20 protein-coding genes and 2 pseudogenes are annotated in these 25466 nt (G+C 63.1%); 19 read left to right on the forward strand and 3 right to left on the reverse strand.

Annotated elements, in window-relative coordinates; all coding sequences use genetic code 11:
• Nucleotides 1–816: 816 nt before the first annotated feature.
• The 17 genes and pseudogenes from KVP10_RS09680 to KVP10_RS21520 all read left to right on the forward strand — a co-directional run.
• Nucleotides 817–1929 carry a porin gene (locus KVP10_RS09680; RefSeq protein WP_217964338.1) on the forward strand — a complete coding sequence of 371 codons (1113 nt, stop codon included), beginning with the start codon at nt 817–819 and terminating at the stop codon, nt 1927–1929.
• 462 nt (nt 1930–2391) lie between these two features.
• On the forward strand, nt 2392–2751 hold the full coding sequence (locus KVP10_RS09685) for an NADH-quinone oxidoreductase subunit A (protein ID WP_217964339.1): 360 nt from the start codon (nt 2392–2394) through the stop codon (nt 2749–2751).
• A gap of 253 nt (nt 2752–3004) precedes the next feature.
• Nucleotides 3005–3481 (forward strand): NuoB/complex I 20 kDa subunit family protein, encoded by a 477-nt coding sequence (locus KVP10_RS09690; protein WP_017524972.1) that lies wholly within the window; start codon nt 3005–3007, stop codon nt 3479–3481.
• Nucleotides 3482–3548: 67 nt separating this feature from the next.
• Nucleotides 3549–4160, forward strand: coding sequence for an NADH-quinone oxidoreductase subunit C (locus KVP10_RS09695; protein ID WP_217964340.1), 612 nt, complete (start codon nt 3549–3551; stop codon nt 4158–4160).
• 16 nt (nt 4161–4176) lie between these two features.
• Nucleotides 4177–5433: an NADH-quinone oxidoreductase subunit D gene (locus KVP10_RS09700; RefSeq protein ID WP_217964341.1), complete on the forward strand. Its 1257-nt coding sequence runs from the start codon at nt 4177–4179 to the stop codon at nt 5431–5433.
• 41 nt (nt 5434–5474) lie between these two features.
• Entirely contained in the window at nt 5475–5969 is a 495-nt protein-coding gene (nuoE, locus tag KVP10_RS09705; protein WP_217964342.1) for an NADH-quinone oxidoreductase subunit NuoE, read from the forward strand.
• The gene (nuoF, locus tag KVP10_RS09710) at nt 5966–7333 is read left to right on the forward strand and encodes an NADH-quinone oxidoreductase subunit NuoF (RefSeq protein WP_217964343.1); all 1368 of its coding nucleotides are present in this window, start codon (nt 5966–5968) and stop codon (nt 7331–7333) included. The genes nuoE and nuoF overlap by 4 nt, the downstream gene beginning before the upstream one ends.
• Nucleotides 7334–7345: 12 nt before the next feature.
• Complete coding sequence (gene nuoG, locus KVP10_RS09715) at nt 7346–9673, forward strand: NADH-quinone oxidoreductase subunit NuoG (protein WP_217964344.1); 2328 nt, start codon at nt 7346–7348, stop codon at nt 9671–9673.
• Nucleotides 9674–10747: an NADH-quinone oxidoreductase subunit NuoH gene (nuoH, locus tag KVP10_RS09720; protein WP_217964345.1), complete on the forward strand. Its 1074-nt coding sequence runs from the start codon at nt 9674–9676 to the stop codon at nt 10745–10747. It abuts the gene before it with no gap.
• Nucleotides 10748–10769: 22 nt separating this feature from the next.
• Nucleotides 10770–11258: an NADH-quinone oxidoreductase subunit NuoI gene (gene nuoI / locus KVP10_RS09725; protein WP_217964346.1), complete on the forward strand. Its 489-nt coding sequence runs from the start codon at nt 10770–10772 to the stop codon at nt 11256–11258.
• Between the two features lie 20 nt (nt 11259–11278).
• Nucleotides 11279–11911 carry an NADH-quinone oxidoreductase subunit J gene (locus KVP10_RS09730; protein WP_217964347.1) on the forward strand — a complete coding sequence of 211 codons (633 nt, stop codon included), beginning with the start codon at nt 11279–11281 and terminating at the stop codon, nt 11909–11911.
• The gene (nuoK, locus tag KVP10_RS09735; RefSeq protein WP_217964348.1) at nt 11908–12216 is read left to right on the forward strand and encodes an NADH-quinone oxidoreductase subunit NuoK; all 309 of its coding nucleotides are present in this window, start codon (nt 11908–11910) and stop codon (nt 12214–12216) included. Before KVP10_RS09730 ends, nuoK begins: the two co-directional genes overlap by 4 nt.
• A gap of 7 nt (nt 12217–12223) precedes the next feature.
• Entirely contained in the window at nt 12224–14290 is a 2067-nt protein-coding gene (gene nuoL / locus KVP10_RS09740; RefSeq protein WP_217964349.1) for an NADH-quinone oxidoreductase subunit L, read from the forward strand.
• Between the two features lie 11 nt (nt 14291–14301).
• Nucleotides 14302–15789, forward strand: a complete 1488-nt coding sequence (locus KVP10_RS09745; protein ID WP_217964350.1) for an NADH-quinone oxidoreductase subunit M — start codon at nt 14302–14304, stop codon at nt 15787–15789.
• A 7-nt stretch (nt 15790–15796) separates the two neighbouring features.
• Nucleotides 15797–17287, forward strand: coding sequence for an NADH-quinone oxidoreductase subunit NuoN (nuoN, locus tag KVP10_RS09750; RefSeq protein WP_246600510.1), 1491 nt, complete (start codon nt 15797–15799; stop codon nt 17285–17287).
• Between the two features lie 169 nt (nt 17288–17456).
• Nucleotides 17457–17552, forward strand: a pseudogene (locus tag KVP10_RS21515) (DUF2818 family protein); the annotation flags it as partial.
• 240 nt (nt 17553–17792) lie between these two features.
• A pseudogene (locus tag KVP10_RS21520) lies at nt 17793–17999 on the forward strand (DUF2818 family protein); the annotation flags it as partial.
• 317 nt (nt 18000–18316) lie between these two features.
• On the opposite strand, the gene serB reads toward KVP10_RS21520, so the two are convergent.
• Together serB and mfd are read right to left on the reverse strand one after the other, a co-directional pair.
• Nucleotides 18317–19162 carry a phosphoserine phosphatase SerB gene (gene serB / locus KVP10_RS09760; RefSeq protein ID WP_217964352.1) on the reverse strand — a complete coding sequence of 282 codons (846 nt, stop codon included), beginning with the start codon at nt 19160–19162 and terminating at the stop codon, nt 18317–18319.
• Between the two features lie 125 nt (nt 19163–19287).
• A complete protein-coding gene (gene mfd, locus KVP10_RS09765; protein ID WP_217964353.1) occupies nt 19288–22752 on the reverse strand; it encodes a transcription-repair coupling factor in 3465 nt (1154 codons plus the stop codon).
• Between the two features lie 27 nt (nt 22753–22779).
• On the opposite strand from mfd, the gene KVP10_RS09770 reads away from it, so the two are divergent.
• Both KVP10_RS09770 and ispF read left to right on the forward strand, forming a co-directional pair.
• Nucleotides 22780–23649: an IspD/TarI family cytidylyltransferase gene (locus KVP10_RS09770; RefSeq protein WP_217964354.1), complete on the forward strand. Its 870-nt coding sequence runs from the start codon at nt 22780–22782 to the stop codon at nt 23647–23649.
• Between the two features lie 70 nt (nt 23650–23719).
• Nucleotides 23720–24262 carry a 2-C-methyl-D-erythritol 2,4-cyclodiphosphate synthase gene (gene ispF / locus KVP10_RS09775; protein WP_217964355.1) on the forward strand — a complete coding sequence of 181 codons (543 nt, stop codon included), beginning with the start codon at nt 23720–23722 and terminating at the stop codon, nt 24260–24262.
• Here the strand turns inward: ispF and KVP10_RS09780 are convergent.
• Nucleotides 24234–25106, reverse strand: a complete 873-nt coding sequence (locus tag KVP10_RS09780) for a helix-turn-helix domain-containing protein (RefSeq protein WP_217964356.1) — start codon at nt 25104–25106, stop codon at nt 24234–24236. The genes ispF and KVP10_RS09780 overlap by 29 nt on opposite strands.
• Nucleotides 25107–25466 lie beyond the last annotated feature (360 nt).

Raw genomic sequence — 25466 nt, forward strand, 5'->3', positions numbered from 1 at the left:
TCGGCCGTCAACGGCGAAATGCCCGATCCGTCGCATCATCTAGGCCTGTACGCGGCTTGGAGCGCCATGGGCTGGGCGAGGCGCGCTAATATTTAATATGTCTGGAATCTTCCAGATATCGGGGGCGCCTGAGGCGCCCCGGGTATTTGGGGGCTTTGAGGCCTGCAAGGCCTATGAAGGCTCAGAAGGCTCAGAAGGCTCAGAAGGCTCAGAGGCGCGCTGCCGCCGTGCGGAATGCGTTTGTCTCGCCCGGAATGAAGCGCCGCGCACAGGCCGAGCGCTTCGCTCCGTGAGGCCGGGGTAGCGGCAGAGGCTCTCTGCATCGCTCTGGCCACCCCAGGGTCGCGATTGCGGTAAGATGGGCCCGGCCTTGCCGGGATGGCGTCCGGCCGGGCCAGGCTCGAAAGGGCATGGTTTTAGCCCTGAAAGGCAGGGAAAGCCTCGTTGGAGAGCTCTCCGGGCCGCTCGAAGAAGGCTGTTTTCCAGCCCAAAAAGCCGCAGTAAAAACAGGTATTTATTCGCATAAGCTCGAATTTTTCTGAATATTTTTCGAGGCCTGGACGGTAATGCGAAGTGTGGCGCGGACGCCACACAAAAACCAGGGTAAACCCTGCCGTTTTCGGGGTAAAAAAAGAGCTTTGTTGTGTCCAGCCAACAATTCTCAGGAAAAGTTAAGCTTTTGTCCGCTGGACAATAGCCAGGGGCCGCGAATTTTGATGCAATAGCACCAACTTCCCATCGCGGAGTTAGAAAGACCGGCAGGACGTAAAGGTTGATCGCCGTTCTCAGTTACTCAAATCTACGGAGATTTCTTACATGAAAAAGACTCTGCTCGCTGCTGCTCTAGTTGCCGGCTTCGCTGGCGCTGCTCAAGCAGAAACGTCGGTGACCCTGTACGGGATCATCGATACTGGTATCGGCTATCAACAGCTCAAAGGTAGCGATGGCTACAAGGCTACCCGCTTCGGCGTCATCAACGGCGTGCAATCCGGCAGCCGTTGGGGCATGAAGGGTTCCGAAGATCTGGGCAATGGCCTGCACGCTGTGTTCCAGTTGGAAAGCGGCTTCGACAGCTCCACTGGTAACTCGGCTCAAGGCGGCCGTCTCTTCGGTCGTCAAGCCACCGTTGGTCTGGCCGGCGACAGCTGGGGTGAATTGGATCTGGGTCGTCAAACCAACATCGCCTCCAAGTACTTGGGCGGTGTGATTGACCCGTTCGGCAACGGTTTTGCTCAAGCCAACTTGGGTGAGTCGTTCACGTCGGCCAACACGCTGCGTTACGACAACATGATCCTGTACCAAACCCCGAACTTCTCGGGCTTCCAGTTTGGTTTGGGCTATGCTTTCAACGCCAGCGGCAACCAGGCTTGGAAGATCAGCGGCCAAAACGACAAGAACAATCGTGCGATCACGACTGGTCTGCGTTACGCCAACGGCCCGATCTCGGCTGCTTTGACGTATGACCGCTTCGACAACGATTCGATCGACGGCGGTGCTGTCAACGAATGGAACATCGGCGCGGCCTACGACTTCGAAGTCGTGAAGGTCTCCCTGGGCTTCGGTCAAACCCGCAACGGTCTGTTCCAAACCCAAGGCGCTGGCTTCAACAACGCCGACAGCGGCAGCGCTGACTACGGTGTTGGCAGCGACGCCATGGTCAAGCTGGACGGCCTGAAGGTCAACAGCTACCTGGTCGGTCTGTCGGCCCCCATCGGCAACGGCAAGATCCTGGCTTCCTGGCAAATGGCCGATCCCGGCAGCAGCTACACCGGCGATCTGAAGAAGCAACAAGCCTACAGCCTGGGCTACACCTACAACCTGTCCAAGCGCACCAACCTGTACGCTATCGGTTCGTATGCTACGCACCAGTACTTCTCGGACAACCTGAAGTCGACCGCGATCGGCGTCGGTGTTCGCCACATGTTCTAATCGGTACGCATGGCTTGTCCATGCGCCGAGCCGGCCCGAGTTTCGGGGTCGGACACAGAACAGGCCCGAGCTTCGGCTCGGGTATGAAAGCCGCTCTTCGGAGCGGCTTTTTTCTTGGGTGTCCGCTTTATGCGTGTGGCATCGCGCGCGCCGGTATTGCATACGACGGCATTGCATACGCCGACAATGCGGCCATTATCTGCCGGGCTATGAACGGGAACGGTCTTGTGCCATCTGGCTGTGACGCCGGACCAAGCCTGGCGCAAATGTAGGCTGAATTGTCGCGGTGCTTGCCAGGCGCAGCGTCCCGAAGGCTGTAAATATCCGGGCTGGAAGCGCCATGCTTCGGCTTGATGCCGACATGAGGCGGCGTATCCGCAAAGCATGGCCGCTATTCAGCCGGATGACACACTCGAAATGCTACAATCTATAAGTTTAGATAGACCCATCCGGATGCACTGCATGAATCTGCAAGAGTACTTTCCCGTACTGCTTTTCATCATCGTTGCGACGCTCATCGGTGCGGCGTTGCTGTCGGTAGGACGGCTGATCGGGCCTCATCGGCCCGACGAACAAAAGCTCTCGCCCTACGAGTGCGGTTTCGAGGCCTTCGGCGACTCGCGCATGAAGTACGACGTGCGCTACTACCTGGTGGCCATTCTCTTCATACTGTTCGACCTCGAAATCGCCTTCCTGTTTCCCTGGGCGATAGCCAGCGGCCCGCTGGGGCTGGTCGGTTTCTGGACAGTCATTGTCTTTCTTGCGGTGCTCACCGTGGGCTTCATCTACGAATGGAAGAAGGGCGCGCTCGATTGGGAGTGACCCCGCTTCCGGCCGGATTGCGCCTGGCGGCGCCGCAGCCTCAGGGCGGGCGCATGGCAGGGCTGTGGCACAAGGGCTGTGGCAAAGAATATATGGCGGCGGCTCGACTTTCGACAGGCTGGGCCCGCCAGTGTGGGGCGGCAGGATACGCCGGCGATAGTCGCCGGCAGAATGTGGCAGCAACGGCATGCCGGCACGGCATGGCGGCAACGCAGATCGCTAAGATCGGTAATTAGAGGTTAGGTGGCAAATCATGGCTATCGACGGCATACTCAAAGAAGGTTTCATTACTACCAGTGCGGACAAGTTCCTGAACTGGGCCAAGACGGGCTCGCTGTGGCCCATGACCTTCGGCCTGGCCTGTTGCGCGGTCGAAATGATGCACGCCGGCGCGGCGCGCTACGACCTGGATCAATTCGGCATCATCTTCCGGCCCAGCCCGCGCCAGTCCGACCTGATGATCGTGGCCGGCACGCTGTGCAACAAGATGGCCCCGGCGTTGCGCAAGGTCTACGACCAGATGCCCGAGCCGCGCTGGGTCGTGTCCATGGGTTCCTGTGCCAACGGCGGCGGCTACTACCATTATTCGTATTCGGTGGTGCGTGGCTGCGACCGTATCGTGCCGGTGGACGTCTACGTTCCGGGCTGTCCGCCCACGGCCGAGGCGCTGGTCTACGGCCTGCTGCAAATGCAGAACAAGATCCGCCTCACCAACACGATCGCCCGCTAGCGGGCGCGCTGCGGCCGGGCTTCCGGCCGCATCTGTCCGATCGCTGTCATCTACGAACAAGTGCACCATGACCCGGCTTGAAACGCTCAAAACGCAACTACTGAAACAGTTCGGCGAAGACGCCGCGCTGACCCTGGCCCTGGACGAACTGACGCTGGAAATCCCGGCCGAGCAATGGGTCGATGCCTGCAAGACGCTGCGCGATACGCCGGAACTGGGCTTCGAGGAATGCCTCGACCTGTGCGGCGTGGATTATTCCGCCTGGCGCGCGCCCACGTTCACCGACGCGGCGCAGCGCTATCCGCAGCGCTTCGCCGTGGTGGCGCAACTGTTGTCGATCAAGCACAACTGGCGGCTGCGGGTGCGCACCTGGGCCCAGGACGAAGAATTCCCGATCGTGGACACCTTGTGCGAGGTCTGGCCCAGCGTCAACTGGTACGAGCGCGAGGCCTTCGACCTGTTCGGCATCGTGTTCGAAGGCCACCCGGATTTGCGCCGCATCCTGACCGACTACGGTTTCATCGGGCATCCGTTCCGCAAGGACTTCCCGCTGTCGGGCAATGTCGAAATGCGCTACGACCCCGAGCAGCAGCGCGTGGTTTACCAACCCGTCACCATCGAGCCGCGGCAGATCAACCCGCGCGTGGTGCGTGAAGACGGCTACGGAATAGGGCGTTAAGGCGTACTGGAAGAACATGGCTGAAATCAAGAACTACACCCTGAATTTCGGACCGCAGCATCCGGCCGCGCACGGCGTGCTGCGCCTGGTGCTGGAGCTGGACGGCGAAGTGATACAACGCGCCGACCCGCACATCGGGCTGCTGCACCGGGCCACCGAAAAGCTGGCCGAGCACAAGACTTTCCTGCAGGCGCTGCCCTACATGGACCGCCTGGACTACGTGTCCATGATGTGCAACGAACACGCCTACGTCATGGCCATCGAGAAGCTCATGGGCATCAAGGTGCCGCTGCGCGCGCAGTACATACGCGTCATGTTCGACGAGATCACGCGCCTGCTCAACCACTTGATGTCGTTGGGTTCGCACGCGCTGGACGTGGGCGCCATGGCGGTGTTCCTGTATGCCTTCCGCGAGCGCGAAGACCTGATGGACTGCTACGAGGCGGTGTCGGGCGCGCGCATGCACGCGGCCTACTACCGTCCGGGCGGCGTATACCGCGACCTGCCCGATTCCATGCCCATGTACGGGGCCTCCAGCAAGTACCGCGGCGAGAAAGAGCTGCGCGCCATGAACGAAGCGCGCTCCGGCTCGCTGCTGGATTTCATCGAAGACTTCACCAATCGCTTTCCGACTTGCGTCGACGAATACGAAACCCTGCTCACCGACAACCGCATCTGGAAGCAGCGCCTGGTGGGCATAGGTGTGGTCAGCCCCGAGCGCGCCAAGGCCCTGGGCTTCACCGGCCCGATGCTGCGCGGTTCGGGCGTGGAATGGGACCTGCGCCGCATGCAGCCCTACGAGGTCTATGACAGGCTCGATTTCGACATCCCCGTGGGCGTGAACGGCGATTGCTACGACCGCTACCTGGTGCGCATTGCCGAAATGCGCGAAAGCAACCGCATCATCCGCCAGTGCGTGGAATGGCTGCGCAACAATCCGGGCCCGGTCATCGTCGACGACCACAAGGTCGCCCCGCCCAGGCGCGAGCGCATGAAGACGGGCATGGAAGACCTGATCCACCACTTCAAGCTCTTCACCGAAGGCTTCCACGTGCCGGAGGGCGAAACCTATACCGCCGTCGAGCACCCGAAAGGGGAGTTCGGCATCTACCTGATCTCCGACGGGGCGAACAAGCCCTATCGCCTGAAGATACGCGCGCCGGGTTTTGCGCACCTGGAATCCATGGATGAAATGTCGCGCGGCCACATGATCGCCGATGCGGTCACCATCATCGGGACCCAGGACATCGTGTTCGGCGAGATCGATCGCTAGGCACCGCGCCCGCAAGCCAAGGAATAAACCGGATTCGAACCATGCTGCTTTCCGAACAAGCCTACAGGAAAATCGACAAGGAACTGACCAAGTTCCCGAGCGACCAGAAACAATCGGCCATCATGGCGGCGTTGACCATCGCCCAGGACGAAAAGGCCTGGGTCTCGACCGAAGTGATCGAGGACGTGGCCGCCTACCTGGGCGTGCCGCCCATCGCGGTCCAGGAAGTCGCCACTTTCTACAATATGTTCAACACCAAGCCCGCCGGCCGCTACAAGCTGACGATCTGCACCAATTTGCCCTGTGCGTTGCGCGACAGCGTCAAGGTGGCCGATCACATCAAGCAGAAGCTGGGCATCGATTTCCAGGACACCACGGAAGACGGCATGTTCACGCTGGTCGAAGGCGAGTGCATGGGCGCTTGCGGCGACTCGCCCGTAATGCTGGTGAACGACAAGCACATGTGCGTGCGCATGTCGGAGGACAAGCTCGACGGCCTGATCCAGGAACTCAGACAGCAGGGGGAATCGGCATGAGCGCGGCCGACGTATTGCAACGCTATTCGGACGCCCTGACGGCCGATCCGGGCAATGATCTTGCGCGCAGCATGCTGTTCCACGGCCGCCACCTCAGCCCGCAGATCGTGGCGGGGCTGGACGGCAGCAACTGGCGCCTGGCCGACTACGTCAAGCGCGGCGGCTACGAAGGCCTGCGCAAGATCCTCACCACCGGCATGAAGCCCGAGGACGTCATCGCCGAGGTCAAGGCCTCGGGGCTGCGCGGGCGCGGCGGCGCGGGCTTCCCCACCGGCCTGAAATGGAGCTTCATGCCGCGCGCCTTTCCCGGCCAGAAGTACCTGGTGTGCAATTCCGACGAAGGCGAGCCCGGCACATTCAAGGACCGCGACATCCTGCGCTTCAACCCGCACATCGTGATCGAAGGCATGGCGATCGCCGCCTATGCCATGGGCATCAGCGTGGGCTACAACTACATCCACGGCGAGATCTTCGAGGTCTATGAACGCTTCGAAGAAGCGCTCGAAGAAGCGCGCGCCGCGGGCTTCCTGGGCGACAAGATCCTGGGCTCGGAATTCAACTTCCAGTTGCATGCCTTCCATGGCTTCGGCGCGTATATCTGCGGCGAAGAAACCGCCTTGCTCGAGTCGCTCGAAGGCAAGAAGGGCCAGCCGCGCTTCAAGCCGCCGTTCCCGGCGAGTTTCGGCCTGTACGGCAAGCCCACCACCATCAACAACACCGAGACCTTCGCCGCGGTGCCCTGGATCTTCCGCAACAGCGGCAAGGAATACCTCGAGATCGGCAAGCCCAACAACGGCGGCACCAAGCTGTTCTCGATATCGGGCGACGTGGAACGGCCCGGCAATTACGAAATCCCCCTGGGCACGCCTTTTTCCAAGCTGCTCGAACTGGCCGGCGGGGTGCGCGCGGGCCGCACGCTCAAGGCCGTGATCCCAGGCGGATCCAGCGCCCCGGTGCTGCCGGCCTCCATCATGATGGACACCACCATGGACTACGACTCGATCGCCAAGGCGGGTTCCATGCTGGGATCGGGGGCGGTGATCGTCATGGACGACAGCCGCTGCATGGTCAAGTCTCTGATGCGCCTGTCCTATTTCTATTTCGAAGAAAGCTGCGGCCAGTGCACGCCGTGCCGCGAAGGCACGGGCTGGCTGTTCCGCATGGTCGATCGCATCGAGCATGGCAAGGGCCGTCCCGAAGACATGGACGTGCTCGATTCCGTAGCCGCCAACATCATGGGGCGCACCATTTGCGCCCTGGGCGACGCGGCGGCCATGCCGGTACGCAGCTTCATCAAGCATTTCCGCGACGAGTTCGCACACCACATAGAGCACAAGAGCTGTGTGGTGCCCAAATATCTGTAGGGTCAGGACGCAATGGTTGAACTCACCATCGACGGCAACAAGGTAGAAGTTCCCGAGGGCAGCATGGTCATGCATGCTGCGCACAAGCTCGGGCTGTACGTGCCGCATTTCTGCTATCACAAGAAGCTCTCGATCGCGGCCAATTGCCGCATGTGCCTGGTCGAAGTCGAGAAGGCGCCCAAGGCGCTGCCGGCCTGTGCCACGCCGGTCACCAACGGCATGATCGTGCACACCGCGTCGGCCAAGGCGGTGGCGGCGCAGAAAAGCGTCATGGAATTCCTGCTCATCAACCACCCGCTGGACTGCCCGGTGTGCGACCAGGGCGGTGAATGCCAGTTGCAGGACCTGGCAGTGGGCTACGGCGCCTCGGCCTCGCGCTACAAAGAAGAAAAGCGCGTGGTGGTGCACAAGGAAATGGGCCCGCTCGTCTCGGCCGAGGAAATGCAGCGCTGCATCCATTGCACCCGCTGCATCCGCTTCGGCCAGGAAATCGGCGGCCTGATGGAACTGGGCATGGTCAACCGCGGCGAGCATTCCGAAATCACCTCTTTCGTGGGGCGCGCTGTCGAGTCCGAGCTGTCGGGCAATATGATAGATATCTGCCCGGTCGGCGCCCTGACGTCCAAGCCGTTCCGCTATACCGCCCGCACCTGGGAACTGGCGCGGCGCCGTTCGGTCAGCCCGCACGACAGCCTGGGCGCCAACGTGATCCTGCAGGTCAAGTCCGACCGCGTCATGCGCGTGGTGCCCTTCGAGAACGAAGACGTCAACGAATGCTGGATCAGCGACCGCGATCGCTGGGCCTACGAAGGCCTGTACACCGAAGACCGCGTGCGCCATCCTCTGATCAAGACCGCCGATGGCCAATGGCGCGAAGCGTCCTGGAGCGACGCCTTGCAGACCGTCGTCAGGGGCCTGGGCCAAGTGCGCGAGCAGCATGGCGCGGGCCAGATCGGCGCGCTGGGCAGCCAGCATGCCACCACTGAAGAACTGGCGCTGCTGGCGCGGCTGGCGCGCGCCCTGGGCACCGAGAACATCGATTTCCGGCTGCGCAACATCGATCCGGACCTGGATCACGCGCTGACGGGCGTGCCCTGGCTGGGCATGCCCGTGGCCGAGCTCGGCGAGCTCGATCGCGTGCTGGTGGTGGGCTCGTTCCTGCGCAAGGATCATCCCTTGATGGCGCAGCGTCTGCGCCAGGCCGTCAAGCGCGGCACCCAGGTCAGCTTCATCGACGGTGCGGCCGACGATCCGCTGTTCCCCGTGACCGCGCGCATGACGGTAGCGCCGAGCCAGATGGCCAATGCCCTGGCCGAAGTGCTGGCGGCGCTGGCGCAGGCGGGCGGCCAGCCGGCGCCGGCGGAATTTGCCTCGCTGCAGCCCGGCGAAGACGCGCGCCGCATTGCCGCGAGCCTGGCGTCGGGAGAAAAGGTCGCCGTGTTCCTGGGCAATATGGCCGTGGCTTCCGATCGCGCCTCGTTGATCGCCGCCAATGCCGCGGCGCTGGCGCGCGCGGCCAAGGGCCGCTTCGGCTTCCTGATCCCGGGCGGCAATACGGTGGGCGGCTACCTGGCCGGCGCTACGCCCGGCCCCGGCGGCATGAATGCCACGCAGATGCTGAGCCGCGGCCTGAAGGGCTACCTGGTGGTGCACGCGGAACCGGCGCTGGACGCCGACAATGGCGCGCGCGCCCTGGAAGTCTTGAAGGCGGCCGATTTCGCCGTGGCGCTGACGCCGTATCTCAGCGGCGCGCAAGACTGGGCCGACGTGATCCTGCCCATCTCGCCCTACACCGAGACGTCCGGCAGCTTCGTCAACGCCGAGGGCAGGGTGCAGAGCTTCAAGGGCGCCACGGCGCCTTACGGCGACACCCGTCCGGGCTGGAAGGTGCTGCGTGTGCTGGGCAATCTGTTTCAGTTGCAGGGCTTCGACGACGAAACTTCGGAATCGGTGCGCGATACCGTCATGGTCGGCGGCGTGGACAGCCGCCTGGGCAACGAAGTGCGCGGCGAGCCGGCGCTGGCGCCCAAGGCGCAAGGGCTGGAACGCCTGGCCGAGATCCCCATCTACCGCAGCGATGCCATGGTGCGCCGTTCCGAACCCTTGCAGGCTGCGGCCGCCTCGCGCGCGCCCACGGCGCGCATGAATGCGGCCACCCTGGCCGGGTTGGGGCTGGAAGACGGCACACCGGTGCGGGTGCGCTCGGCGCAAGGCGAGGCCCTGCTGGCTGCCGAGCTCGACGACACGGTCGCCGACGGCGCTGTGAGAGTGGCGGCGGCTTATGCCGAGACGGTGGCGCTGGGCAGCGCCTTTGGCCAACTTTCGGTGGAGCGCGCATAAATGGAATGGCTCAAGATCGTTGAAGGCTACGGCACCGACCTGCTCGGGCCGCAGTGGTGGCTGCTAATCTGGTCGCTGATCAAGATCGTAGTGATCGCGGTGCCCATCATCCTGTGCGTGGCCTACCTGACTTACTGGGAACGCAAGCTGATCGGCGCCATGCACGTGCGCCTGGGGCCCACCCGCGTGGGCTACCGCGGCCTGCTGCAGCCTTTTGCCGATGTGTTCAAGCTGCTGACCAAGGAACTGATCGTCCCCAGCAAGGCGAACAAGGTGCTGTACATCCTGGCGCCGGTGGTGACGCTGATGCCGGCGCTGGCCGCCTGGGCCGTGGTGCCGTTCCAGCCCGGGGTAGTGCTGGCCAACGTCAATGCCGGCCTGCTGTACGTGATGGCGATCACGTCCGTGGGTGTCTACGGGGTGATCGTGGCCGGCTGGGCCTCGAACTCGAAGTACGCGCTGATCTCGGCGCTGCGGGCTTCGGCGCAGATGGTGTCCTACGAACTGGCCATAGGTTTCGTCATGATCACGGTGCTGCTGGTCTCGGGCACGCTGAACATGAGCGGCATCGTGGTGGGGCAGACCCACGGGTTTTTTGCCTCCAAGGGCCTGAACTTCCTGTCGTGGAACTGGCTGCCTCTGCTGCCGCTGTTCGTGATCTACGTGATTTCGTCGGTGGCGGAAACCAACCGCCACCCCTTCGATGTGGTCGAAGGCGAATCGGAAATCGTGGCCGGGCACATGGTGGAATATTCCGGCATGGGCTTCGCCCTGTTCTTCCTCGGCGAATACGCCAACATGATCCTGCTGTCATGCATGGCCTCGATCATGTTCCTGGGCGGCTGGGCGCCGCCGCTGGAAATTGCGCCCTTTACCTGGGTGCCGGGCTGGCTGTGGCTGGGCATCAAGGCTTTCTTCGTGGTTTCGTGTTTCATATGGTTCCGCGCCACGTTCCCGCGCTACCGCTATGACCAGATCATGCGCCTGGGCTGGAAGGTCTTCATTCCTTTCACGGGCGTATGGCTGCTGGTCGTCATGATATGGATGCAAACGCCGTGGAATATATGGCACTGACACGGCCGGAGGCGAGATAGAAATGGAAGCAATCAAGGATTTCTTCGGCAGTTTGATGCTGTCCGAAATGTTCAAGGGCATGGTCCTGACGGGCAAGTACCTGTTCAAGCGCAAGATCACTCTGCGCTACCCCGCGGAAAAGACGCCGTCCTCGCCGCGCTTCCGCGGCCTGCACGCGCTGCGCCGCTACCCCAACGGGGAAGAGCGCTGCATCGCCTGCAAGCTGTGCGAGGCGGTGTGCCCGGCGCTGGCCATCACCATCGAGTCGGCGGTGCGCGACGACGGCACCCGGCGCACCACGCGCTACGACATCGATCTCACCAAGTGCATATTCTGCGGCTTCTGTGAAGAAAGCTGTCCGGTGGATTCCATCGTCGAGACCCATATCCTCGAATATCACGGCGAGAAGCGGGGCGACCTGTATTTCACCAAGGATATGCTGCTGGCGGTCGGTGACCGTTACGAACCCGAAATCGCGCGTCGTCGGGCCGAAGACGCTCCTTATCGCTGAACGCCGGAACCTGCTCAACAATGTTTACTACTGTCCTGTTCTATGTGCTGTCGCTGATTCTGGTGGTTGCGGCGTTTCGCGTCATCCTCGCCACCAGCCCCGTCACCGCGGTGCTGCACCTGATCCTGGTGTTCTTCACCGCCGCCATGCTGTGGATGCTGCTGCAGGCCGAGTTCCTGGCCCTGCTGCTGGTGCTGGTCTATGTGGGCGCGGTCATGGTGCTGTTCCTGTTCGTGGTGATGATGCTGGATATCCGCATGGATACCTTGCGCCACGGCGTCAAGACCTACCTGCCGGTGGGCCTGGTCATAGGCCTGATCATGGTCCTGGAAATGGCCTTCGTGCTGGGCCGCACCTGGTTCGGCGCAGGCCCTGCCGCGGCGCTGCCGGCCAACTACAACAATACGCATGCGCTGGGCATGGCCATGTACAACCAGTACATATACGCGGTGGAAGTCGGGGCCGTGATCCTGCTGGTGGGCATGATCGCCGCCATCGCGCTGACGCTGCGCCATCGCCGTGACGTCAAGTACCAAAAGCCGGGCGACCAGGTGCGCGTGCGCGCCCGGGACCGCGTGCGCCTGGTGAGCATCGCTTCGCAGACCGAGGCGCCGCAGCCGCAGGCCGCCGAGGCTCAAGGGGAAACGAAATGACCATCACACTCGCCCACTACCTTATCGTCGGAGCGATCCTGTTCGCCATCGGCATCTTCGGTTTCTTCCTGAATCGCCGCAATCTGATCATCCTGCTGATGTCGATCGAGCTGATACTGCTGGCGGCCAACGTGAATTTCGTCGCATTTTCCACCTGGTCGGGCGATATCGCCGGGCAGGTCTTCGTCTTTTTCATCCTTACCGTGGCCGCCGCGGAGGCGGCCATCGGCCTGGCGATTCTGGTGCTGCTGTTCCGCAACCTGAATACGATCAACGTTGAAGAACTCGATCGCCTGAAGGGTTGAGGCAAACATGCAGAACACGAATTCAATATCGCTTTATCTCGTCATTGCCTTCGCACCGCTGGTCACTGCCATCATGGCGGGCTTCTGGGGCACGGGCTTCCTGGGCCGCTCGGTCAATCGCCGCGCCTCCCACTACCTGACCATAGCCGGCGTGTTCATCTCATTCGTCTGCTCGGTGGCGGTGCTGTTCCAGGTGCTGGGCGGCCAGGGCTATGACGGCACGGTCTATACCTGGACCCTGATCGGCCATACCCCGCTGGAAATCGGCTTCCTGATCGACCCGCTGTCGGCGCTGATGATGGTGGTGGTGACTTCGGTATCGCTGATGGTGCACATCTACACCATCGGCTACATGGCCGACGATCCAGGCTACCAGCGCTTCTTCTCGTATATATCGCTGTTCACCTTCTCGATGCTGATGCTGGTCATGTCCAATAACATGCTCCAGTTGTTCTTCGGATGGGAAGCCGTGGGCCTGGTGTCCTACCTGCTGATCGGTTTCTGGTATACCCGGCCGACCGCGATCTTCGCCAATCTCAAGGCTTTCCTGATCAACCGCGTGGGCGACTTCGGCTTCGTGCTGGGCATAGGCCTGCTGTTCGCCTACACCGGCAGCATGCACTATGGCGAAGTATTCCAGGGCGCGCAGAAGCTGGCCGGCGCGAACTTTCCGGGCACCGACTGGCACTTGCTGACGGTGGCGGCCATTTCGCTGTTCGTCGGCGCCATGGGCAAGTCGGCCCAGGTGCCGCTGCATGCCTGGCTGCCCGATTCCATGGAAGGCCCGACGCCGATTTCCGCCCTGATCCACGCGGCCACCATGGTCACCGCGGGCATCTTCATGGTGGCGCGTTTCTCGCCGGTGTTCGAACATTCCGACACCGCCTTGTCCTTCGTCATCGTGATCGGCGCCATCGGCGCGCTGTTCCTGGGCATACTGGGCATCATCCAGAACGACATCAAGCGGGTGATTGCCTATTCCACCCTGTCGCAGCTCGGCTACATGACCGTGGCCCTGGGCGCCTCGGCCTACTCGGCGGCCATCTTCCACCTGATGACGCACGCCTTCTTCAAGGCGCTGCTGTTCCTGGGCGCGGGTTCGGTCATCATCGGCATGCACCACGACCAGGACATTCGCAACATGGGCGGCTTGCGCAAGTACATGCCTATCACCTGGATCACCTTCCTGGTCGGCACGCTGGCGCTGGTGGGCACGCCGTTCTTCGCAGGCTTCTATTCCAAGGAACACATCATCGAAGCGGCGGCCGCGGCCGATGTGTGGGGCGCAGGCTTTGCGCACTATGCCACGCTGATCGGTGTGTTCGTGACTTCGCTGTATTCCTTCCGCGTGTACTTCCTGGTGTTCCACGGCAAAGAACGCTTCGACACTTCGGGCCACGGCCATGACGCGCATGGCGCGCATGCGGGACATGACGATCATGCTGCGCACGACGCACACGATGCGCAAGGCGGCCACGACGACCATCATCACGGCGGCGTGCCGCACGAGTCGCCCTGGGTGGTGACCTTGCCGCTGATACTGCTGGCGATTCCGTCCGTGGTGGCTGGGGCGCTGTTCATCGATCCGCTGCTGTTCGGCGGCTACTTCAAGAAGTCCATCATGGTGCTGGCCGAGCATCCGGCCATGGCCGAAATCGCCGGCGAATGGCACGGCTGGCTGGCCTACGCGCTGCATGCCTTCATCACGCTGCCGTTCTGGCTGACGGTGGCGGGCCTGGCCGTCGCCTGGTATTGCTACCTGGTCAATCCCAGCGCCGCGACCGCGATCCGCAAGCGCCTGTCTTGCGTGTACACGGTGCTCGAGAACAAATACTACGACGACTGGTTCAACGAGCAAGTGCTGGCGCGCGGTGCGCGCTGGCTGGGCCGCGGGCTGTGGCAGGGCGGTGATCGCGGCATCATCGACGGCCTGATCAACGGCAGCGCCCGCCTGGTGGGCTGGTTCTCCGGCGTCACCAGGTATATCCAGTCCGGGTTTATCTATCATTACGCCTTTGCGATGATCATCGGCATCATGGCTTTTCTAACCTTTTTCGTGCTGACGGTTCACTGATGGCTAGCGATATGGCGTCTTCTACAATTCCCTGGTTAACGCTTGCGATCTTCGTGCCCATCGTGGCCGGCCTGGTGGTGTTGTTGCTGGGCAGCGACGAGCGGGCGGAATTCACGCGCAAGCTGGCGCTGGCCGGCTCCGTGCTGGGCTTTCTGGTGACGATCCCGATCTACACGGGCTTCAATCCGGCCACGGCCAATATGCAGTTCGTGGAAAAGGCTTCCTGGATCAAGACCTACGCGGTCAACTACCACTTGGGCGTGGACGGCATCTCGCTGTGGTTCGTGCTGTTGACTTCGTTCATCACCGTCATCGTGGTGCTGGCCGGCTGGCAGGTGATCACCAAGCGCGTATCGCAATACATGGCCGCCTTCCTGATCCTGTCGGGGCTGATGATAGGCGTGTTCGTGGCCCTGGACGGCATGCTGTTCTATGTGTTCTTCGAGGCCACGCTGATCCCGATGTACCTGATCATCGGCGTCTGGGGCGGTCCGAACCGCGTCTACGCAGCGTTCAAGTTCTTCCTCTACACCTTGGCGGGCTCGCTGCTGACGCTGGTCGCTTTCCTGTACCTGTGGCACGTGGCGGGCGGCTCGTTCGACATCCAGACCTGGCAGCAGATGAAGCTGGGCTACACGCCGCAGGTGCTGGTGTTCGTGGCGCTGCTGGCGGCCTTCGCGGTGAAGGTGCCGATGTGGCCGGTGCACACATGGTTGCCGGATGCGCACGTCGAAGCCCCGACCGGCGGTTCGGTGGTGCTGGCGGCCATCATGCTGAAGCTGGGCGCCTATGGTTTCCTGCGCTTCTCGCTGCCGATCACGCCCGACGCCTCGCACAGCCTGGCCGGGCTGATGATTGCCTTGTCGCTGATCGCGGTCATCTATATCGGCCTGGTGGCGATCGTGCAGGACGACATGAAGAAACTGGTGGCGTATTCGTCCGTGGCGCACATGGGCTTCGTCACCCTGGGCTTCTTCATCTTCAACACGGCCGGGATCGAGGGCGCGATCGTGCAGATGATCTCGCACGGTTTTGTCTCGGGCGCCATGTTCCTGTGCATAGGCGTACTGTACGATCGCCTGCACACCCGCCGCATCGCCGACTACGGCGGCGTAATCAACGTCATGCCGCGTTTCGTGACGCTGTTCGTGCTGTTCTCGATGGCCAACAGCGGCCTGCCGGCCACCAGCGGCTTCGTGGGTGAATTCACGGTGATCATGGGCGCGGTCCAGTACAACTTCTGGATCGGCCTGCTGGCGGCCACGGCGCTGATCTGGGGCGCGGCCTATTCCCTGTGGATGGTCAAGCGGGTCGCCTACGGCGACATCGGCAACGACCACGTACGCGAGATGAACGATCTGGACAAACGGGAGTTCTTCATACTCGGCCTGATGGCGATCCTGGTGCTGTACATGGGCATCTATCCCAAGCCTTTCACCGATGTCATGCATGTGTCGGTACAGGCCTTGCTGCAGCACGTCTCCGTCTCGAAACTGTAAGATCATTATGCAAACTCCATTTCATTTTGCCCTGGCCGCGCCCGAGATCCTGCTGCTTGTCCTGACGGTGGTGGTGCTGATCGCCGACGGCAGCAACAAGTCGGAAAACCGCAACGGCACTTTCGTTCTGAGCCTGTTCAGCGTGCTGGTCCTGATCGCGGTTTCGCTGTGGCAGTGGCAGGACGGTATTTCCGGTACGGCTTTCAATGGCCTGTACGTGGCCGATCCGCTGTCGCACTTCCTGAAAGTGGTGTCATATATCGCGGTGGCCGCTACGTTCATATACGGCCGCGCCTACGCCGAGCATTGCGAGATGCTCACCTATGGCGGCGAGTTGTACACCCTGACGCTGCTGGCGCTGCTGGGCCAGATGGTGATGATTTCGGCCGGCAGCCTGCTGACGGTGTACCTGGGCGTGGAGCTGATGTCGTTCGCGCTGTATGCGCTGATCGCATTGCGCCGCGACCATGTGCGCTCGATCGAGGCGGCGATGAAGTACTTCGTGCTGGGCGCGCTGGCCTCGGGCGTGCTGCTCTATGGCCTGTCGATGATCTACGGCGCCACAGGCACCCTGGACCTGGCCCGCGTCGCGCAGGCGATCGCCAGCGGCAAGGTCGCGATGCTGCCGCTGGTGTTCGGGCTGGTGTTCATTGTTTCGGGCCTGGCCTTCAAGCTGGGAGCGGTGCCGTTTCATATGTGGGTGCCCGACGTCTACCAGGGCGCGCCTACCGCGATCACCCTGACGCTGGGCGCGGCGCCCAAGCTGGCCGCCTTCGCAATCGTGCTGCGCCTGCTCGTGACCGGCCTGCACGGTTTGGCGCTGGACTGGCAGCCGATGCTGCTGGTGATGGCGGTGCTGTCGCTGGCCATCGGCAATATCACGGCTATCGTGCAGACGAATTTCAAGCGCATGCTGGCGTATTCGACCATCTCGCACATGGGCTTCGTGTTCCTGGGCCTGCTGTCGGGCGTGGTGGCCGGGCGTCCGGACGCGACCGGCATGGCGTACGGCTCGGCGCTGTTCTATATCGTGATCTACGTGCTGACTACGCTGAGCACTTTCGGCCTGATCATGCTGCTCAGCCGCAAGGGTTTCGAGTGCGAAGAAATCGCCGACCTGAAGGGGCTGAACCGCCGTAATCCCGTGCTGGCCGGCGTGCTGCTGGTGGCGATGTTCTCGCTGACCGGCATTCCCCCCATGGCTGGCTTCTATGCCAAGCTGGCGGTGCTCGAAGCCCTGATCAGCGCGGGCCACGTGGCGCTGGCGGTGGTTGCCGTGATGTTCTCCCTGGTGGGCGCCTATTACTACCTGCGAGTGGTGAAGGTGGCCTACTTCGACGAACCCGAAGGCGAAGCTGCGAAAACGAGCGGCGCATGCGGCGTGATTCCCGGCGGCCTGATGTCGATCAACGGCGCGCTGGTGCTGCTGTTGGGCGTGCTGCCCGGCGGCCTGATGGCCCTGTGCGTGAAAGTCATAGAAACTTCATTGCATTTTTGAGGCAGCCCGCCGCGCACGGTTGGCGACACACGGCTAGTGATGTACGGCCGCCAGCGTGCGACGGCATAACCCGGCCGCGGGCATGGTGAAGCCGGCTGGCCGGGCGCCTCGGGCGCATAATCCGACACGCCCGCCGCGCCGGGCCCAGGATCGAATCGCAAGGAAATGCATGGACCAGTCTTCGGCTGTTTGGATATTGATAGTGCTCGCTCTGGTGACGGCTAATCTGCCGTTCCTGGTCGAGCGGCCGCTGCTGGTGCTGCCTTGGGCGCTGCCCGGGGAACAGGAACGCCCGCAGTGGCTGCGCTGGATCGAGTCGCTGGCGTTTTTCGTGCTGCTGGTGGCGCTGGCTTATGCGGTGCTGGTGCTGATAGGGCAATCGTTTTTTGCGGGTGCGTCGGCGGCCGCAGTAGGCTTGTTCGTGCTGAAGGTGGTGGTGGCGCTGGCCGTGGCGGCTGGGATCCTGGCATATGCGGGCTGGCGCAACCGGGGCCGCGAAGTGCACAAGTCGTTTTTCGTGCGCTTGCTGGAGGTGCTGGTCTTCTACGGCCTGGTGGGTACGTTGGGTTTCGCGTTCGAGGCAAACATCGGCAATGTGTTTCACCAGACCTGGGAGTTCTATGCCGTGACGCTCAGCTTGTTCCTGGTGCTGGGGTATCCGGGGTTTGTGTACCGGTATCTGTTGCAGCGGCGTAAGCCCAGGGGGGGGTGAGGGCGGGCGTTGTCCGGTGGGAGTGCGTCGCCGGGCTGAGTTCTTCAGGCGCGGCCTAGAACGGGGTACCTCCCTCCGGTGCGATACCCCACGCACCTCCGGGAGGCACCCCGTTCTCTCCGCTTGCTTCGTAGACGGGTGCAGGTTTCGGTTTTGCTGCGTCGTCGAGCGGTGTTCTTTAGGCGCGGCCTAGAATGGGGTGCCTCCCTCCGGTGCGATACCCCACGCACCTCCGGAAGGCACCCCATTCTCTCCGCTAGTTTCGTAGACGCCTCGGCTGAGTTTCTTGCCCTGCGCCGCGTCCGCGTGCGCGGCGCTCAGCCCCGGAACCAGTTCAGCACTGCGTCCAGGCCGCTGTAGTTCAGGGCGTAGCGGGTTTGCTCGCGTACCACAGGCTTGGCACGGTAGGCGACGGAGTAGTGCGCCAGGGACAGCATCTTGAGGTCGTTGGCGCCGTCGCCCATGGCGATGATTTGCTCGGGGGTGGCGCCGGTTTCCGCGGCCAGGGTTTGCAGATGAGTGGCCTTGGCCTGGCCGTCGACGATGTCGCCCAGCACGCGGCCGGTGAGTTTGCCTTGGTCGATTTCGAGCACGTTGGCGTGGGCCGCGTCCAGGCCCAGGCGCTGCTTGAGCCTTTCGGTGAAGAAAGTGAAGCCGCCAGAGACCAGCATGATCTTCAGGCCGGCGGCCTTGGCCGAGACGATCAGGCGTTCGGCGCCCGGGTTGGTACGCAGGCGTTCCTGGTAGACGCGTTCCAGCGCTTCTTGCGGCACGCCGCGCAGCAGCGCGACGCGGCGCCGCAGGCTCTCGGAGAAATCCTTGATCTCGCCGCGCATGGCGGCTTCTGTGATGGCCGCGACTTCGGCCTTGCGGCCCGCCATGTCGGCGATTTCGTCTATGCACTCGATATTGATGAGCGTGGAGTCCATGTCGGTGGCCAGTATTTTGCATTCGGCCAGGCGCGCCACGCGTTCCAGGTAGGCGTAGTCCACGCGCAGTTCGGCGCAGAGGCGCTCGACTTCGGGCCTCGATGACGGGTCGACGTCGAGCAGGCGGGTGGCGGTGTTGCTCAGGCTCTGCAGGCCGTTGGCCCCGGCGACGGCAGCGATTTGTTCGGCCTTGGCGGCATCGAGGTCGGGGGCTTGCAGTATCAGGTGGGTCATGGAATCGGGGTCAGTGGTGGGAGGAGCTCGGGTCGGCGTCGAAGGCGCCGCTTACATCGATGGCGCCTTGCGATGCGTGGACATCGAAAGCGCCGGATGATCGGGGGCGGTAGTCAGCGGCGGCCTCATGCCAATGCCCGCAGCACGCCGCGTATGGCGTCGATGCGGGCGCTGAGCTGCGCGCCCTGGGCGATTTCGACGCGCAGGCGATCCTGGCCCGCCAATTTTACATGCCGCTGCTTTTGCACCAGTTCGATGATGCGCAGTGGGTCGACATTGGGCTTGGGCGAAAACTGCATCACGGCCTGGGTATCGCCGGCATCGATCTTGACTATGCCCAGGGGTTCGGCGGCCAGGCGCAGTCTATGGGTGGCGAGCAGGGTCTGGGCGGCTTCGGGCAGCTTGCCGTAGCGGTCTATCAGTTCTTCCTGGATGGCGATGAGCGCATCGCCGTCGCGCGCATGCGAAAGCTTCTTGTACAGGCCCAGGCGCGCATGCACGTCGGCGCAGTAATCGGCCGGCAGCAGGGCGGGGGCGTGCAGATTGACTTCGCAGGCCAGGGCGAAGGGGGAGTCGAGGTCGGGTTCTTCGCCCGCCTTGAGGGCGCGCACCGCGGTCTCGAGCATGTCCGAATACATGGAAAAGCCGATCTCGTGGATATTGCCGGACTGGGCCTCGCCCAGCACTTCGCCGGTGCCGCGTATTTCCAGGTCGTGCATGGCCAGGTAGAAGCCCGAGCCGAGTTCTTCCATGGCCTGTATGGCTTCCAGGCGTTTCTTGGCGTTGGACGTGATGGCGTCTTCGCCGGGCGTCAGCAGGTAGGCATAGGCCTGGTGGTGCGAGCGCCCTACGCGGCCGCGCAACTGGTGCAACTGGGCCAGCCCGAGGCGGTCGGCGCGATGGATGACGATGGTGTTGGCGCTGGGCACGTCGATGCCGGTTTCGATGATGGTGGTGCACAGCAGGACGTTGTAGCGCTGCTGGTAGAAGCCTTTCATCACGTCTTCCAGTTCGCGTTCGGGCATCTGGCCGTGCGCCACAGCGATGCGCGCCTCGGGCACCAGCTCTTCCAGCCGTGCCTTGCGGTTGTGGATGGTTTCGACTTCGTTGTGCAGGAAGTAGGCCTGGCCGCCGCGCTTGAGCTCGCGCAACAGCGCTTCGCGGATCGTGCTGCCGTCTTCGCGGCGCACGAAGGTCTTGATCGCCAGGCGCTTTTGCGGAGCGGTGGCGATCACGGAAAAATCGCGTATGCCTTCCAGCGACATGCCCAAGGTCCGTGGTATGGGCGTGGCGGTCAGCGTTAGCACGTCGACTTCGGCGCGCAGGGACTTGAGCGCCTCTTTGTGGCGCACGCCGAAGCGGTGTTCTTCGTCGATGATGACCAGGCCGAGGCGCTTGAATTTGACGTCGCGCGACAGCAGCTTGTGGGTGCCGATGATGATGTCGACCTGGCCGTTGGCCAGGCCTTCGATGGCCGCGCTGACTTCCTTGGCGGAACGGAAGCGCGAGAGCTCGACGATTTTTACCGGCCAGTCGGCAAAGCGGTCGGCGAAGGTCTGGGCGTGCTGTTCGGCCAGCAAGGTAGTGGGACACAGCAGCGCGACCTGCTTGTTATTGAGCACCGAGAGAAAGGCGGCGCGCAGGGCGACTTCGGTCTTGCCGAAGCCGACGTCGCCGCAGACCAGCCTGTCCATGGGGCGTCCGGAGGTCATGTCGGAAATGACAGCCTCGATGGCAGCAGCCTGGTCGGGGGTTTCTTCGAAACCGAAGCCTTCGACGAAAGCCTGGTAGTCGCTGGCCGGCATCTTGAAGGCATAGCCTTCGCGAGCGGCGCGTTGCGCGTACAGGGCGAGCAGTTCGGCGGCGGCATCGCGCACCTGTTTGGCGGCCTTGCGCCGCGCACGGTCCCACTGGCCGGAGCCGAGCTGGTGCAGCGGGGCGTGCTCGGGATCGGCGCCGCTGTAGCGCGAGATCAGGTGCAGTTGCGAGACGGGCACGTATAGCGTGCCGCCGTTGGAGTATTGCAGGTGCAGGAACTCCATTTCGCCTTCGCCCAGGTCCATGCTGGCCAGGCCCATGTAGCGGCCTATGCCGTGCTGCGCATGCACCACCGGACCGCCTTCGCGCAGCTCGGAGAGGTCGCGCACCATGGCTTCGACATTGCTGCTGCGTTCCTGGGCGCGGCGGCTGCGCCGTGCGCCGCCGCGTGCCTGGCTGGGGTAGAGGTCGTTTTCGGTCAGCAGCGTGACGGGTTTTTCCGCCAGGCCGAAGCCCGCGGCCAGCGGCGCGACGACCAGCGCGTAGCGGCTGTCGGATTCGAGGAAGGCGCGCAGCGATTCGGGGCGCGTGTCGGGCACCAGATCGAAGTCGGCCAGCATCTGCAGCAGGGTCTCGCGCCGGCCGGCGGAGTCGGCGCACAGGACGACGCGGCCTTCCGTGCGGCCGAGCAGCGAGCGCAGGCGCGACAGCGGGTCTTCGGCGCGCCGCAGCACCGCCACATCGGGTGCGGGCACGAAATCGGGGTGCGGGCCGTTCTTGAGCAGGGCCAGGCGGGCAAAGGCCTTGAGCCTCGAGTACAGGGCTTCGCCGTCCAGGAACAGCGCTTCGGGCGGCAATATGGGGCGCTCGCGGTCGCTTTTCAGGAACTGGTAGCGGCTGCGTGTGTCGTCGTGGAACTGGCGCATGGCTTCGTCGGCGTCGCCGACGGTGACGGCCAGCGTGCCGGGCGCCAGGTAGTCGAACAAGGTGGCGGTCTGCTCGAAAAACAGCGGCAGATAGTATTCGACGCCGGCAAAGGCGATGCCGTTGCCGATATCCTTGTAGGGCATGGCGCGCGAAGGGTCGCCTTCGAAAGTTTCGCGAAAGCGCGCACGGAAATTGTTGCGTGCTGTCTCGTCCATGGGAAATTCGCGCCCCGGCAGCAGGCGGATTTCCTTGACGGGATAGACGCTGCGCTGCGTGTCGATGTCGAAGCTGCGCATGGATTCGATCTCGCGATCGAACAGGTCGAGCCGGTAGGGCAGCGCCGAACCCATGGGGAACAGATCGATGAGGCCGCCGCGGATACAGAACTCCCCCGGCGCGGTGACCTGGGTGACGTGCTGGTAGTTGGCCAGCGTGAGCTGGCGGCGCAACGCTTCTTCGTCCAGTTCGTCGCCCTGGCGAAACGAGAAGGTGTAGGCGGCCAGGAACTCGGGCGGCGGCAGCCGGTACAGGGCGGTGGTGACGGGCACCGTCAGCACGTCCACCTCTTGCAGCATCAGCGCGTGCAGCGTTTGCAGGCGTTCGGAAATCAGGTCCTGGTGCGGCGAGAAGCTGTCGTAGGGCAGGGTTTCCCAGTCGGGAAACTGGCGCAATCGCAGCTCCGGGGCGAACAGCAGCATTTCCTCGGCCAGGCGCTGGGCGGCGAGCGGGTCGGCGCACAATATCACCAGCGGCTGGCGCGCGTTGCGCGCCAGTTCGGCCAGCAGCCAGGCGTCGCCGGACCCGGGAGGCAGGGGCTGTGCATAGCGCTGGCCCGGCTTCAGGGCCGCAAGCAGTGCGGAAACGGAGGGAAGCGGGGAAGACAGGAGTGGGGTGTGTGTGGCCATCAGGGCTTCGATTATAAAATCTCTTGCATGTCGGAAAAAATAATTGCCATAGTTCCCGCCGCCGGAATCGGTGCAAGGGCTCGTGCGGAGCACGCCGCCGGGCCCGGCTTGGCCGGGAAGACCTCCCAGGCGCCGTCGCCAGGGCAAGACACGCCCATGGGCGGCATGTCGCAGCCTGGCCGGTTCCAGGGCTTTCGGGACGATCCCGCTGCGCCCTTGCCCAAGCAGTACCGCTTGCTCAAGGGTGAGCCCATGCTGCGCTGGGCCGCCAAGGCGCTGCTGGCCGACCCTCGTATTTCCCAGGTGCGAGTCGCGGTGGCGGCGCACGATCCCTGGGCGGAAACGGCTTTGGCCGGCTTGGCGCGCACAGTATGGCGCGGCTGCGGCGGCCCGAGCCGGGCGGCCACTGTAATGGCGGCGCTGCAGGATGTGGCCTTGGCCCCGGACGACTGGGTGCTGGTGCATGACGCCGCGCGCCCGGGCCTGCCGGCGCGGGCGCTGGCCAGCCTGATAGACAATTGCCTGGCGCGGGGCTCTGGCGCCCTGCTGGCGCTGCCCGTAGGCGATACGGTCAAGCGCGGTACGGTGTCAGGTTACGCCGCGGATTGTGTGCTTACCGGCGCCGATGGCGCGGCGCCTGCTGCGGCCGCCTCGACGGCGGTGGTAGAGGCAACGGTGCCGCGCGAGACGCTATGGCTGGCCCAGACTCCGCAGATGTTCAGGGCCGGGCAGTTGCTGGACGCCTTGCTCGCCGCGCAGGCGGCCGGCGCCGTGGTCACCGACGAGGCTTCGGCGCTCGAGCGCCTGGGCAAGCGGCCCGGCCTGGTGCCGGGTTCGGCGCGCAATTTCAAGGTAACCTGGCCTGAAGATTTCGAGCTGATGGAGAAGTGGCTGTGATGCCGCGGGCGATTCCCGAGGCACGCACGACATCGGCAAGGCCGCAAAATACGCTGGAGCACCGTCATTCATGAACACACCGTCCAAGCCGCAGCCCCGGCCCGCGCTGCCATTTCGCATAGGCCAGGGCTATGACGTCCATGCCTTGGTAACCGGCCGCCCGCTGGTGATAGGCGGCGTGACCATCGCGCACACTCACGGCCTGCAAGGTCATTCGGACGCCGACGTGTTGTTGCACGCCGTGACCGATGCGTTGTTGGGCGGGGCAGGGCTGGGGGATATCGGGCGCCATTTCCCGGACACCGATCCGGCCTACGCGGGGGCCGACAGCCGTGTGTTGCTGCGCCGGGCCTACGCCAAGGTGCTCGAGGCCGGCTGGGTCGTGGGCAATATAGATGCCACGGTGCATGCGCAAGCGCCGAAGATCGGGCCGCACGCGCCCGCCATGGTGGCCAATATCGCGGCCGATCTCGGCGTCGAGGCCGCCGCGATCAACATCAAGGCCAAGACCAACGAGGGCCTGGGCTACCTGGGTCGCCGCGAGGGCATTGCGGCGACCGTGGTGGCGCTGTTGATGCGCAAGTTCAGTGCAGGCGCTGGATCCAGCAACTGAGCTTCATGGGCACGCGCTGCTCGTCCCAGTGGCGCGGCAATACATAGAACTGTTCGACGAAGCACGTGGCCGATAGCGTATAGCTGGAGGCAGGCAGCCAGGTATTCAGCAGTTCGTCGTAGATGTCCGGCATTTCTCCCATCAGGAATTCGCCCTGGACGCTGGCCACGCGGCCCGCGGGCAGCGTGATTTCGAACGCCCCGGCCGGCCTCTGGCTGGGATTGCCCGACGTCCGCATGCCGCAGTAATAGCGCATGAGCGTCGTGGGCATGAACATCGGCGTGTCGTAGGTCAATCCAAAGTACGGACCCTTGCAGATCTCGGGCGGCGAGTCGTTGCATACTCTGCCGAAATCGTTCCAGCAGGCGTGCCGCTCGAATGACATGCCCTCGTAGCGTACGGCCCAGAAACTGACCGGCCCCAGTTGCTCGATGATCGGGGCGATGGCGGGGCGCGCAGGAGCGCCGTCGGCGGGCCGCTTGGCATATTTGGCGGTGTACCGGCAATGGGCATCGCGGAATTTGTGGGGGGAGATGCCCCAATAGTGAGTGAACGCCCGCGTGAAGGCCTGCTGGCTGGAGAAGCCCGTGTCGATGGCAATCGAGAAAATAGGCTGGCTGGTATGCGCGATCATCATTGCGCACCGCCCCATGAGGCTTCTGTGTATGTAGTCGCGGGGCGAAAGCTGCAGGTACTTTTGAAACAGACGCGCCAAGTGGAAGCGGGTCAGGCCGATCTCGCTTGCCAATTCCTGTATGAGCGCGTCGTGCGTATTGTGCTCGGTGGATTCGTGCAGAATTTTATGTTCTATCTGAGTGACGCAATACTGAATGCGTGGGTCCATGTAAATCTCCTGCTTTGTTTTGTTTTTTAGCGAGCCCTAAGAAGCTGGAGCAAAAATATTGTGCTCCAAATTAAAAGCGGAAGAAGATTTCCCGCTTAATATTTTTTTTAAATCACAAAATGTCAATTTTGCAAATAAAAGAAAACATAGAATGGCTTCACGTTCGGTTCGTTGTGTTTAACAAACCGGATGGGCGTGGAGGACTGAGAGCAGGTGTTTTCAGATGTGCCGCGTCAGGAATATCTGAAAGAAGCCGGGCGTAACAGCCGCGCCGAATCGCTGTTGAGGTGCCGTGTGCGGAAGAGCCGATGGCTTAGCGATCTGGAGAAATACATGCAGATTGTACATTGAGTTTCAATG

Source organism: Candidimonas humi, assembly GCF_019166065.1.
In the GTDB taxonomy this organism is placed as follows: domain Bacteria; phylum Pseudomonadota; class Gammaproteobacteria; order Burkholderiales; family Burkholderiaceae_B; genus Candidimonas; species Candidimonas humi.